The organism is Herbaspirillum rhizosphaerae, assembly GCF_046025915.1.
Classification (GTDB): domain Bacteria; phylum Pseudomonadota; class Gammaproteobacteria; order Burkholderiales; family Burkholderiaceae_D; genus Herbaspirillum; species Herbaspirillum rhizosphaerae_A.
On sequence record NZ_JAQQFR010000008.1, the window covers coordinates 68,577 to 81,033 of the forward strand.

General features: G+C 55.2%; 9 protein-coding genes. 6 read left to right on the forward strand and 3 right to left on the reverse strand.

Translation table 11 applies throughout. The features are described from left to right. Positions 1-5: 5 nt before the first annotated feature. Together murU and PQR63_RS13455 are read right to left on the reverse strand one after the other, a co-directional pair. Positions 6-716, reverse strand: coding sequence for an N-acetylmuramate alpha-1-phosphate uridylyltransferase MurU (murU, locus tag PQR63_RS13450; protein ID WP_408168399.1), 711 nt, complete (start codon positions 714-716; stop codon positions 6-8). Positions 717-729: 13 nt separating this feature from the next. Next, the gene (locus tag PQR63_RS13455; RefSeq protein WP_408168400.1) at positions 730-1,758 is read right to left on the reverse strand and encodes an aminoglycoside phosphotransferase family protein; all 1,029 of its coding nucleotides are present in this window, start codon (positions 1,756-1,758) and stop codon (positions 730-732) included. Between the two features lie 98 nt (positions 1,759-1,856). On the opposite strand from PQR63_RS13455, the gene PQR63_RS13460 reads away from it, so the two are divergent. The 5 genes from PQR63_RS13460 to PQR63_RS13480 all read left to right on the forward strand — a co-directional run bounded on the left by PQR63_RS13460 (position 1,857) and on the right by PQR63_RS13480 (position 9,646). Continuing rightward, a complete protein-coding gene (locus PQR63_RS13460; RefSeq protein WP_408168401.1) occupies positions 1,857-4,142 on the forward strand; it encodes an LPS-assembly protein LptD in 2,286 nt (761 codons plus the stop codon). Positions 4,143-4,154: 12 nt separating this feature from the next. Continuing rightward, complete coding sequence (locus PQR63_RS13465; protein WP_408168402.1) at positions 4,155-5,591, forward strand: peptidylprolyl isomerase; 1,437 nt, start codon at positions 4,155-4,157, stop codon at positions 5,589-5,591. A 6-nt stretch (positions 5,592-5,597) separates the two neighbouring features. Continuing rightward, on the forward strand, positions 5,598-6,656 hold the full coding sequence (pdxA, locus tag PQR63_RS13470; protein ID WP_408168403.1) for a 4-hydroxythreonine-4-phosphate dehydrogenase PdxA: 1,059 nt from the start codon (positions 5,598-5,600) through the stop codon (positions 6,654-6,656). Further along, positions 6,653-7,438: a 16S rRNA (adenine(1518)-N(6)/adenine(1519)-N(6))-dimethyltransferase RsmA gene (rsmA, locus tag PQR63_RS13475; RefSeq protein WP_408168404.1), complete on the forward strand. Its 786-nt coding sequence runs from the start codon at positions 6,653-6,655 to the stop codon at positions 7,436-7,438. Before pdxA ends, rsmA begins: the two co-directional genes overlap by 4 nt. A 492-nt stretch (positions 7,439-7,930) precedes the next feature. After that, positions 7,931-9,646 carry a methyl-accepting chemotaxis protein gene (locus PQR63_RS13480; RefSeq protein ID WP_408168405.1) on the forward strand — a complete coding sequence of 572 codons (1,716 nt, stop codon included), beginning with the start codon at positions 7,931-7,933 and terminating at the stop codon, positions 9,644-9,646. 51 nt (positions 9,647-9,697) lie between these two features. Here the strand turns inward: PQR63_RS13480 and PQR63_RS13485 are convergent, their stop codons facing one another. After that, positions 9,698-11,740 carry an EAL domain-containing protein gene (locus PQR63_RS13485; protein WP_408168406.1) on the reverse strand — a complete coding sequence of 681 codons (2,043 nt, stop codon included), beginning with the start codon at positions 11,738-11,740 and terminating at the stop codon, positions 9,698-9,700. A gap of 289 nt (positions 11,741-12,029) precedes the next feature. On the opposite strand from PQR63_RS13485, the gene gloA reads away from it, so the two are divergent. Beyond that, the gene (gloA, locus tag PQR63_RS13490) at positions 12,030-12,437 is read left to right on the forward strand and encodes a lactoylglutathione lyase (RefSeq protein WP_094565270.1); all 408 of its coding nucleotides are present in this window, start codon (positions 12,030-12,032) and stop codon (positions 12,435-12,437) included. Positions 12,438-12,457 lie beyond the last annotated feature (20 nt).

Genomic DNA, 12,457 nt, shown 5'->3' on the forward strand with positions numbered 1-12,457 from the left:
CCGGATTATCTGCCGGCGAGGGGCGTATTCAATTCTTCCAGCTGTTCGACCGTGCCGACGTTAATCCATTCGCCACGATAAATCTCGCCGCCAACCTGGCCGCGCGATGCATATTCGCGCAGCAGCGGCCCGAGTTTTGCATGTTCGCCAGGAGTAATGGCATCAAACATTTGCGGCCGATACACGCCGATATTGGCGAAGGTATAAAGCGGTGATCCTTCGTTGGCGATCGAAAAGCTGTTCAACGCGAAATCACCGGTCGGGTGATGCGGCGGGTTCTTCACCAGATAGATCCAGGCAACGTCGCGCTTGTCCAATGGTATCGGATTTCCCCATAGATCGTTGTCTTCAAGCACGGTCTTGACCTGCTCGAAATCAAAATGCGGAATGTAGATGTCGCCCGAAATGGCGACGAAAGGATCTTCGCCCAGCAGACGGCGCGCCTTGGCGATGCCGCCGGCGGTTTCCAGCGCAGTACCTTCAGCCGAATATTGAATCTGCGCCCCAAACTGCGAACCGTTGCCCAGCGTCTCTTCAAACATAGGGCCGAGATGGGCGTGATTGATGATGATCTCCGTGATGCCGGCACGCACCAGATTCAGAATTTGCCAGACTATCAACGGTCGTCCACGCACCTTCAGCAAGGGCTTGGGACAGGTGTCGGTCAGCGGGCGCATACGCTCGCCGCGGCCGGCGGCAAAAATCATCGCTTTCATTGTTGGTGCTGCCTCAGAAGGTGTAGCCGACTTGCGGCGCTTTGTCTTCCAACTTTTCGATGAGTCTGACCAGCGGCACCAGCGCGGTATAGCGGCGTGCCGCCTTGAGCGTGTATTCCATAACCAGCGGCATGTCTTTCAGATAGGCATCCTTGCCGTCGCGATGGTAAAGACGTGCAAATATTCCCAATACTTTCAGATGGCGCTGCAGGCCCATGAACTCGAAATCGCGGTAGAAGGTATCGATGTCCGGGGCCACGGACAGGCCGGCGCGTTTGGCCCGTTCCCAGTACCGAATGACCCAGTCCAGCACCATTTCTTCATCCCACTGGATATAGGCATCGCGTAGCAACGAGACCAGATCGTAGGTGATCGGGCCGTAGACCGCATCCTGGAAATCGATGATGCCTGGATTGCCACTCGGCAGAACCATGAGATTGCGCGAATGATAGTCGCGATGCACATACACCTGCGTTTGCGCCAGATTGTTGGCGAGCAGGGTATCGAAGACTTTGCTCAGGGTATTTTTCTGATCATCGGTCAGCGTCACATTCAGGTGCTTGGTGAGGTACCAGTCGGGGAAAAGTTGCAGCTCGCGCGACAGCAGGGCGCGGTCGTACTCCGGCAGAACATCAGGCTTGCTCTGGGTTTGCAGCAGTATCAGCGCATCGATGGCATCGATGTACAGCTTATGTGCGGTGTCGTTGTTGAGCTGATTCAGATAAGTCGTCGAACCCAGGTCAGACAGCAGCAAAAAGCCGCGCTCAGCATCCTGTGCCAGGACCGACGGCACGGACACGCCGGTTTTGCCAAAGACTTCTGCGACGTGAATGAACGGGCGTACGTCTTCTTGCGGTGGCGGCGCGTCCATGACGATCAGCGTTTTTTTGTCGGGTGTATCCACGCGGAAATAGCGACGGAAACTGGCGTCGGCAGAGGCGGGTCGTAGCGTCTCGACCAGCGTCGGGGTTGCAGTCAGGGTTGGCAGCCATGCCTGCAGCAGGGACAGACGCGAATCGGTGGGGGAATTATTTAAAGACATGAACAATCAGAGGAATTCGTTTGATGATGTTGAGTTCCCATATAATAAGGGATTAAATCCAAAAAATCGCCTGCCATGGTGTTTGAACGCTTCTTTACATGATCCGCTTTTTTAAGTTTCCTTTTGGCCGTCTCGCCGACTTGCGGATGTCGCGTTTCTTTACGTCCCTTGTCGTGGCTGCCTCAGCGACGACCGTTTTGCCCATTTCTGCACAGGCGCAGACCACCCCGAACACGCAAGGCAAGCAGCCGAAAGCCGCCGACGACAAGGATTCGCCTGTCAATATCAGCGCTGAACAGATGACCGGTCGTCCTGACCGCCAGATCAATCTGGATCGCGACGTCGAAGTAGTGCGCGGCGAAACCACCATCAAGGCTGATAAAGCCGAATACCGCATCATCAAGGACGAAGTTGAGGCCACCGGTCACGTCTGGATGAAGCGTCTGCAGGATCGTTACACCGGCGACAAGGCCGTGATGAACATGGATTCCGGCAAGGGCTATGTTAACAACCCGACTTACCTGTTCGGTAAAAACGGTGGTCGTGGTAAAGCGGAAAAGATCGATTTTTTGTCTGACGATCAGGCATTGGTGACCGAAGGAACATACAGCACCTGTGAAGCGCTCGACCCGGACTGGTATCTCCAGGCATCCAAACTTGATCTGGACAGCGGCCGCGACGTTGGCACAATGCGCAGTGGCGTAGTGTATTTCAAGGGCGTGCCGATTCTTGGCGCACCGCTGATGTCGTTCCCGTTATCGGGCGAGCGCAAGTCGGGTGTGTTGCCGCCGACTTTCGGCGTGACCAGTACCGGGGGCGCAGAGCTGACGGTGCCTTATTATTTTAATATCGCACCCAATCGCGATCTGACTCTTTATCCGCGCTACATCGCACGTCGCGGACTGCTGTTGGGCGCAGATGCTCGCTATCTGGGTGAAACCTATTCGGGTGAGACACGGATTGAGGGGATTCAGGATCGTGTTACCGGAACTGGAAGATATTCGCTGTCAACGCTGCACACGCAGACGCTAGCACCCAATCTGGTGTTTGGTTGGAACGTCAACAAGGCGTCCGATAACGATTATCCGAGTGACTTTTCACACTCAGTGACCGCTAGTACCCAGCGATTGCTGACACGGGATGTTGGCCTTAATTACACCGGGGAATACTGGAGCGCAGCCGGTCATGTGACGAAGTATCAATTGTTGCAAGACGTCACTGCACCAATTCAAAAGCCGTATGATCGTTTACCACAGTTGAATTTAACCGCTGCCCGTCAGGATGTTGGTGGGTTCGATCTGAATTTTGCGTCTGAATTTGCTCGCTTTTCGAATACATTTACTGCGGGTACGTCAACAGGATCCGAAATGGTCGGAGGCGATCGTATGTACGCTACGCCGTCCATTTCTTACCCCATCATTCGTCCGGGTTATTTCATTACGCCGAAAGCATCGTTGGATGCGACAACCTATCGACTCAATAACGTTGCCGTCGGCGCACCGACCAATCTGACTCGTGTAGTGCCGACCTACTCCCTGGATGCAGGGATGACCTTTGAACGTGATACGAATATCTTTGGTCGTGATATGACCCAAACGTTGGAGCCGCGTTTGTTCTACGTTCGCACTCCTTATCGCGATCAGAGTCAATATCCGAATTTCGATTCGGGGTTGGCAGACTTCAACTTTGCGCAAATCTTCAGTGAGAATCGTTTTGTCGGTCATGATCGTATCAGCGATGCCAACCAAATCACCGGGGCGCTGGTGTCACGTTTCATTGAGGAAAATGGTCTAGAGCGTCTCCGTATGGCGGTTGGACAGCGGTTTTATTTTTCCGATCCCAAGGTTACGCTGGACGGCACAACATCGACAATCAACGGTAGTAAGTCCGATCTGTTGCTATCGTTGGGCGGCCAGATTTCCAATAAGCTCTCTCTCGACAACACCGTCCAGTACAGCGAAACTTTGCATCAGATGGTTCGTTCGACATTCGGCGGTCGCTGGCAGCCGGCACCGAAGAAGGTGCTGAACCTGACTTATCGTCTGGATAGAACCAACTCTACCGGCTTGCTCAAGCAGTTTGACGTCTCCGGACAGTGGCCGATCTCTCAACGCTGGTATGCTGTCAGCCGCATCAACTATTCCATCCCAGATAAGACCGTGGCAGAAGGTTTGCTGGGCATGGAATACAAGGCTGATTGCTGGGTCTTCCGTCTGGTCGCGCAGCGTATCCCGACATCGTCGACCAAGGCATCGACATCGTTCTTTATTCAGCTTGAGCTGAACGGCTTCTCGAAGATCGGTTCCAATCCGCTGGATGCCTTAAGCAGCAGCATTCCCGGCTACCAGCTTATTAATAAGCCCGACGACATTACCCGTTATTAATCGACATTTTTTATGAACGCTTCCTTCTCCATGCGCAATCATTCTTCTGTACGTATCACGTCCGGCATCGTTTTGTTGTGCATGTCGCTCGGCATGGTCGGCAGCGCCCAGGCACAATTCGCGGCGACAGCGACGCCCGCCGTTCCCGGCTTGACACCGCCACCAGTCAATCTGGTGCCTGCTGCTCCGGCAGCAGCGCCATCGCGGGCACCGCGTCCGGTTGACTCGATTCTTGTCGTGGTCAATAACGAAGTGATCACCCGCCAGGAGCTGGTGGATCGCCTGCGTCAGGTGGAAAAGCGCCTGACCGCACAAGGCATGGCGTTGCCACCGCGTACGCAACTGCAAAGCCAGTTGTTGGAGCGGATGATCGTTGAACGGGCCCAGACGCAAATGGCCAAGGAAAACGGCATCGTCGTTGATGACACCATGCTTGATCGCGCGGTCTCGCGCATCGCCGAGCAGAATAAATTGTCGATGGCGGATTTCCGGGTTCAGCTTGAAAAAGAAGGTATGGATTTCCCGGCCTTTCGTGAAGATATCCGTCGTGAAATCATCATGCAGCGCTTGCGTGAACGCGAAGTCGACAATAAGGTGGTTGTTACCGAATCCGAAGTCGACAACTACATGGCGTCCGACAACGGTGCTGCAAACAAGCGTGAAGATCTGAATCTGGCGCAAATCCTGATCCGTGTTCCGGAAAATGCATCGCCGGAACAAGTTGCGGCACGCCGCCAACGCGCAGAAGATGTCCTGCGCCAGTTGAAGACCGGTGCCGATTTCGCTAAAACTGCAGCTACCTATTCCGACAGCAACGATGCCTTGAACGGCGGCGATCTTGGCTGGCGCGGTCAGGACCGCTTGCCGCAATTGTTCCTTGATGCCGTGGCTAGTCTGAAACCAGGTGAAGTGTCGGCGATCGTCAAGAGCGGTAACGGTTTTCACATCGTCAAACTGATTGATCGTCGCGCCACCGGCGCTGCGAAGGCCGATGCGCCGGCCGTCGAACAAACGCACGCTCGCCATATTCTGATCAAGGTCAATCAAGTGGTGTCCGCAGCTGAAGCGCGCCGCAAATTGCTGGAGCTGAAAGAGCGTCTGGATCATAAGGCCGCTACCTTCGAAGAGCTGGCCAAGCTGTATTCCAATGATCTGTCGGCATCCAAGGGCGGCGATCTGGGCTGGATTTATCCTGGCGATACCGTGCCGGAATTCGAGCGCGCCATGAACGAACTGAAGCCAGGCGAAATCAGCCAGCCGATCGAATCGCCGTTCGGCTTCCACCTGATTCAGGTGGTGGAGCGCAAGACCGACGACGCGTCTAAAGAGCGTGCTCGTGCCGCTGCGCGCCAAGCTATCCGCGAGCGCAAGATTGACGAAGCGACCGAAGACTGGCTGCGTCAATTGCGTGATCGCGCTTATGTCGAATTCCGCACTGACGACAACTGATTTCCGATGTCCGATCTTCCCTCCGCAACGCGTTCTGAATCTCGCCAACGTCCTACGCTGGCGATTACCTGCGGAGAACCGGCCGGCATAGGGCCGGAGATTTCCATCCGAGCTGCATGGGAGCTGCGTGCTGAAGTACGCAGCGTGTTGCTCGGAGACGCTGCCTATCTTGCGCAGACGGCACACGGGCTGGACGCATCCATTGCGTTATCGGCGATATCGCTGCAAGCCTTCCGCAATACCGGTCTGCCCGATTTTCCACAAGATCGCCTCACCGTTATCGACTGTCCCGTCAACGAACCGATCGTGCCGGGCGTGCTGGATGCGCGTAACGGCCGTGCGGTTTTACAGGCACTGGATATCGCGGTCGAGGGAGCGCTGAAAAAGCACTTCGACGCCATTGTCACCGCGCCGCTGCAAAAGAGCACCATCAATGATGCCGGCGTGCCATTTACCGGTCATACCGAATACCTCGCTGAACGCACCGCCACGCCGCAGGTCGTCATGATGCTGGCAGGCGGTGAACATCCACATCTGCGCGTTGCGTTGGCGACGACGCATCTGGCGCTCAAGGATGTACCCGCAGCGATTACTTTCGATAGCCTCAGTAGAACGCTGGATATCATCCATGCCGATCTGCGCGATAAATTCGGCATTGCGAAACCGCGTATTCTGGTTACCGGGCTGAATCCGCATGCGGGTGAAAATGGTTATCTCGGACGCGAAGAAATCGACGTTATCATTCCGACGCTGGATGCGGCCAAGGCGCGCGGCATGGATGTGGCCGGTCCCTACCCGGCAGACACCTTGTTCCAGCAAAAATATCTCGAGCACGCCGACTGCGTGCTTGCCATGTATCACGATCAGGGCTTGCCCGTACTTAAGTTCGCTAGTTTTGGCCAAGGCGTCAATATCACGCTCGGTCTGCCCATCATTCGCACCTCCGTTGACCACGGCACGGCGCTTGATCTGGCGGCCAAGGGTTTGGGCGAGGCTGACCACGGCAGCATGATCGAAGCCATCAGGACTGCGGCGCTTATGGCCCGCGCCAAGAACTCTCTATGAAACACATTGCCCGCAAACGTTTTGGCCAGAATTTTCTGACCGATCAGACCGTCCTGTACGACATCATCAGCGCCATTGCGCCGAAAAAGGACGACATCATGGTCGAGATCGGTCCCGGCCTGGCAGCGATGACGAGCCTGTTGCTGGAGTCGCTTGATCACATGCACGTGGTTGAGCTTGATCGCGATCTGGTCGCACGGCTGCAGAAGCAATTCAGCCCGCAACGTCTGGAGGTGCATTCGGCGGACGCGCTGAAGTTCGATTTCACTTCGATTCCGGTGCCTGAAGGGCGCAAGCTGCGCGTGGTCGGCAACTTGCCGTACAACATTTCCAGTCCTTTGCTGTTCCATCTCGCCGAGCTGGCGCCACATGTTCAGGATCAGCATTTCATGCTGCAAAAGGAGGTGGTCGAGCGCATGGTCGCAGAACCGGGCGGCAAGGCTTTCGGACGTTTGTCCGTGATGCTGCAATGGCGTTATCACATGGAGCTGATGTTCGTGGTGCCGCCGACAGCGTTTGATCCGCCACCGCGCGTGGATTCCGCCATCGTGCGCATGATCCCGCTGGCGCAGCCGCTGGAATGTGATCAGTTCTTGTTGGAAGAGGTCGTCACCAAGGCATTCACACAGCGCCGCAAGGTCATCCGCAATTGCGTCGCGGGGTTGCTGACTGAGGCTGAACTGATCGACGCCGGCATCGATCCACAAGCGCGGCCGGAAGCTGTGCCTACGGAACAGTTTGTCGCACTGGCAAACGTACTCAAGAAAAAGCGCTCGACCTGACGGCCAGATAAGCAAATCCGCTGATTTGCTTATTTGCGGACGTCCTCTCGCGCGTCATCTACATGCTGCTTTCAGCAGCAAGCTATAAAGTCCATCGTCAACTCCTGATATGCGTGGACAATAAAACACATCGAGATAAAGCAGCCTCCAATTTCGCCATCGCAGCTGCATAGGCAGCTTGTGTCGAATGCTGGATGAAATGTCTCCTGCTGGCCCTGAACATTGCGTGATATCAGGAATTTCCTGATGGTCTGGCACACAGATGTCAGCTACTCTGCGGAAAAAATTGCCGCGCATCAATGTGACAGTGATGCTCACATCGCAGAAAATTCCGATCATTGATCCTGAGTGGTTGAAGCTTGGCCTGTCGGCGCGTAGTATCGTCAATACGCTTGGGCGGTAGGTCAGCGCCAGGCATGCCAGCCGTCAGCCAGTACGATTTATCTGCTCGAACATCAGCACTTCGCACTTCAATAAATAAAGGGGAAATGTATGCGCTTAACGAACTTGAAAATCGGGGCTCGCCTGAGTGTCGGATTTGGATTCCTGGTGCTGCTGCTGGTAGCGATGGCGCTACTCGGTGTGGCTCGTTTGTCTGCGCTCAATGAACAGATGGATGAAGTCATCAATGACAAATATCCCAAGACGGTATTGGCCAATGACATCATCAAAAACGTCAATGTCATCGCACGCTCCTCGCGCAACGTACTGTTGATGACAGATGCCGATGACCTCGGCAAGGAGATGCAGACTATCCGTCAGGCCAGCGATAACACCAAGGGGGCACTGGAGAAGCTTGACGCGCTCGTGACTGGAGACAAAGGTCGCGCACTCATCAAGACCATCCTCGATGCGCGCACGCAATACAACACCGGTCGCGACGAAGTCTTGCGACTGGTGGTCTCGGGTGCAAAGAACGAGGCGACCTTGCTGCTGCTGCAAACGGTGCGACCTCTGCAGTTGACGTACATGACGGCGATTGAAGCCTTGATCACGCATCAGAATGAACTGATGCAGATTGCTGGCAAGGAAGTCACCGACGAATACAAGGAGGCACGTGAGCTGGTGATCGCCTTGAGCGTGATTGCGATCATCTTTGCTGGATTCACAGCTTGGCTTGTCACCCGCAGTATCACATCGCCGTTGAGCCGCGCCGTCAAAGTGGCCGAGACCGTTGCTGCAGGTGATCTGACGTCGCAGTTCGATAGCAGCAGCAAAGACGAAACAGGGCAATTGCTGCGCGCGCTGCGCTCAATGAATGACAACCTGCTCAATATCGTCAGTCAGGTGCGTCACGGCACGGACACAATTGCCACCGCCTCGTCGCAAATCGCTACCGGTAATCTGGATCTTTCCAGTCGTACCGAACAGCAAGCCAGCTCGCTGGAAGAGACCGCATCCTCGATGGAAGAACTGACCTCCACCGTCAAGCAAAACGCAGAAAATGCGCGTCAGGCGAATCAGCTCGCGGTATCGGCCTCAGCGGTTGCCGTCGAAGGCGGAAGCGTGGTCGGCAAGGTAGTGCACACGATGGAATCAATCAATGCGTCGTCGAAGAAAATTGTCGACATCATCAGCGTGATCGATGGCATCGCTTTTCAGACCAATATCCTTGCGCTGAATGCCGCCGTTGAGGCAGCACGTGCCGGCGAACAAGGCCGGGGCTTCGCCGTCGTCGCATCGGAGGTCCGTACACTGGCACAACGCAGCGCCGCGGCAGCAAAGGAAATCAAATCATTGATCGATGATTCGGTGGAGAAAGTCGACTCCGGCAGCAAGCTCGTCGAGCAGGCCGGACAGACCATGAACGAAGTCGTCGCCAGCGTCAGACGCGTCACCGATATCGTTGGCGAGATCACCGAAGCCAGCCGTGAGCAAAGCGAAGGTATTGAACAAGTCAATCAGGCCGTGACACAAATGGATCAGGTGACGCAGCAGAATGCTGCACTGGTGGAAGAGGCTGCGGCCGCTGCCCAGTCGTTGCAAGATCAGGCCAGCAATCTGTCACAGATTGTCGGTGTGTTTAAGATCGACAGCAATCGCCTCACGCATGCATCCTCGTCGGCAGCAATGCCTGCATCACCTCGGTCACACGATGTGACACCCAAGGCGCCGGCACTGGCGCGCAAGGACAATGCACCGCGTCTGCCGGCCGCACGTACAGCTACGACAGCAACAGCCAAAGAAGACGATTGGGAACAGTTCTAAGCTGTATCTTGGGCGCATAGATTGATCTGACCGGGCAGCCGGATGGCCCGGTCAGGTTGAGGTCGCATCAATGTTAGTCTTAGTTTCAGCGTCAGTCTGCGCCGGTGGAGCATAATGCATCGCTTCCGCCGGCGGCAGCGCCGCCGCAAAATACCAGCCTTGCACGATATCTATGCCGCAGGTGCTGACAAAATCCAGTTGTTCCTTTGTTTCCACGCCTTCTGCCACGAGCCGGTAATCGAAAGCTTTCAGCAAGCCGCACAGTTCCCGGTACAGAAGTTCGCCGCGTGGTGTGGCGCTGTCTGCGACCAGACTGCGATCCAGCTTGACGCTATCGATACCTAGTTTGTGCAGTAACGCCAGATTGGAATAACCGGTGCCGAAATCATCGATCGCCAGGGTCACGCCGTTGTCGCGCAGCATGCTGACGTTGCGCACAAGATCGGAAAACTGATCAGTGAACGAGCTTTCCAGCATTTCCAGATTCAGGTGGAACAGGCTGGTGTCGATGCGCGCCAGCAAGGCTTTCACTTTTTCTTCTGAAGACAGAAAATCGGCAGTCAGGTTGAGGCTGATGCGTGGTTCGAAGCCTTGCGCCTTCCATTGGTGCAGATCTTCCAGGGCTTGGTTAATGACCCAGTTATTGAGGGCATTGGAATAACCTGCATTTTCTAGTTTCTCAATAAACCACGGACCGATGATTTTGCCATCCGGCATGCGCAACCGCAACAGAGCTTCGAAGCCGTAGAGTTGCATGCTGCGCACGTCGATCTGCGGTTGATACCAAAGCTCCAGCTTGCCTGCCGCCAGCAGTTTGAATGCCTCCATGGCTTGCGCATGCGATTGCATGACTTGCTGCTGCCGATGAAAGTATCCTTCCTCGGTGACCTCCAACTGAGCGTCGGGCAACTCATCGGTGGCGAATACTTTTTTCAGTTTTTGCCGGATCGAGTCGCCGCTTTCCAGCGCCAAAAACGGGTAGTACATGCCCGCGCCGATGATCAGCATCAGCAACTGAAAACCGATGGTTAGCAGACTGCCGCCACCGGCGTGCCATGCATTAATGCCAAAGGGAACGATCCAGTGCACATTCTCGACCAGCGGTATCAGATCCAGCGCGGCAACCGTATACGCCAGCCAGAATCCGACCAAGGGAAACCCGATGAAGGGTACCAGCAGATACGGATTGAAGACGATGGGATAACCAAAGATCAGGATGTCGTTCAGGTTGAATAATTGCAGCGGCAGTGAAATCTTGGCGACCACACTCTGACGCATGGTGTGGCGTCGCAAGAAGATGGCGACCATCATCGAGAGCGTACCGCCGGCGCCACCGAACAGTACGAAGGTATTGAGCAGACTGCCCAATGTGAACTGATGGATGACAATCTGATTCAGGTCGTTGCCATACATCAGGCTGGTGTAAACATAATTGCCGTGTATGCCCAGAAACCAAAGCACATGTACCGCCACGACGCGAATGCTGCCCTGAACCAGCACGGGTAAATGTGTCAGGTAGTCACCAGGACTGCTGATCGAGCTGATCAGCAGTGACGATAGCCAATGCCAAAGCAAGCCGTTGATCAGCACGATGCACACTGCCGGCAAGATGCTGTTGATGCTGGTTGCCAGCAAATGGCTGACTTCTTTGCCATTGATTTGCAAAAAACGGCAACGTCGTATCATCACCAGCAAAAAGATCGACAACAGCGGAAGCAGAATGCTATACACGCTAGGCAGAACCGATGCCACCGTGCTGTCGCTGGCAGCAGCCATGGGCGCCACCACGACCGCGAAGCTTACGCCGCTGATCAGCGCACCCACCAAGGGATCGATACGGCGATGACGCGCCAGTTTGTAGCCAAGCAGCGTCGCCACGGCGAACGGCAGCGCGCGTTTCACCGGAAAGGAAATGAGCTGGACGACGCCATAGATGCTGTGCTGGCTGCCACTGTCCGGGATCAGTGTTGACGCCAGATCCAGCAGCGACATCAGCATGTAGAGCGGCAGAATAGTGATGAACGTCTCGCGCATCACCAACAAGGTGCCGGAGACTTCACGCAACAGGCGGCTGTTTTTTATGGCGACGAGCATTGTTCTTGTTCCATCTTATTGTCCATCACACTTTTTGTGTGCGATTGGGCGGATCGCTGATGTGCTGCACGTTCTGGCAAGTGTCTCCCTTGTATGGCCTTCGCCAGAATAGGCGAACTTGCTGCCGTCATGGTAAAGGAAAGACGATGGATATGTTTGCTTGTCGCTGCGTCGCAACTAATGCCATCTTGCCATTTGATATCTCTCTACGCCGCCTGAGGTCCGGCAAGCCGCGCCGAACAGCGCTACAATCTTGCACTCCGATAAGTTCTTAGGCAAAAGGCTCACTATGCGTATTCTGCACACCATGCTGCGGGTTGGCGATCTGCAACGCTCCATCGATTTTTACACCAAGGTATTAGGCATGAAGTTGCTGCGCACCAGCGACAATCCGGAATACAAATACACGCTGGCTTTTCTCGGCTATGGCAGCAATCCTGAGCATGCCGAACTGGAACTGACCTATAACCATGGCGTCGACAAGTACGACATGGGCACCGCCTATGGCCATATCGCCGTATCGGTCGATGATGCTTACAAGGCGTGTGATGCGGCGCGCAACTCCGGCGGCAACGTGACGCGCGAAGCAGGCCCGGTCAAGGGCGGCACCACCGTGATTGCCTTCATTACCGATCCGGACGGCTACAAGATCGAGTTCATTGAGCGTAAAGACAGCGAACCGGGCAAGGGACTGTAAGCAGGATTGCCAGGCGCGTA

Coding starts and splice junctions, on each gene's coding strand:
- PQR63_RS13485 (WP_408168406.1), bottom strand. CDS start 11,740: ATGCTCGTCGCCATAAAAAACAGCCGCCTGTTGCGTGAAGTCTCCGGC.
- PQR63_RS13455 (WP_408168400.1), bottom strand. CDS start 1,758: ATGTCTTTAAATAATTCCCCCACCGATTCGCGTCTGTCCCTGCTGCAG.
- PQR63_RS13465 (WP_408168402.1), top strand. CDS start 4,155: ATGAACGCTTCCTTCTCCATGCGCAATCATTCTTCTGTACGTATCACG.
- murU (WP_408168399.1), bottom strand. CDS start 716: ATGAAAGCGATGATTTTTGCCGCCGGCCGCGGCGAGCGTATGCGCCCG.
- rsmA (WP_408168404.1), top strand. CDS start 6,653: ATGAAACACATTGCCCGCAAACGTTTTGGCCAGAATTTTCTGACCGAT.
- PQR63_RS13480 (WP_408168405.1), top strand. CDS start 7,931: ATGCGCTTAACGAACTTGAAAATCGGGGCTCGCCTGAGTGTCGGATTT.
- gloA (WP_094565270.1), top strand. CDS start 12,030: ATGCGTATTCTGCACACCATGCTGCGGGTTGGCGATCTGCAACGCTCC.
- pdxA (WP_408168403.1), top strand. CDS start 5,598: ATGTCCGATCTTCCCTCCGCAACGCGTTCTGAATCTCGCCAACGTCCT.
- PQR63_RS13460 (WP_408168401.1), top strand. CDS start 1,857: ATGATCCGCTTTTTTAAGTTTCCTTTTGGCCGTCTCGCCGACTTGCGG.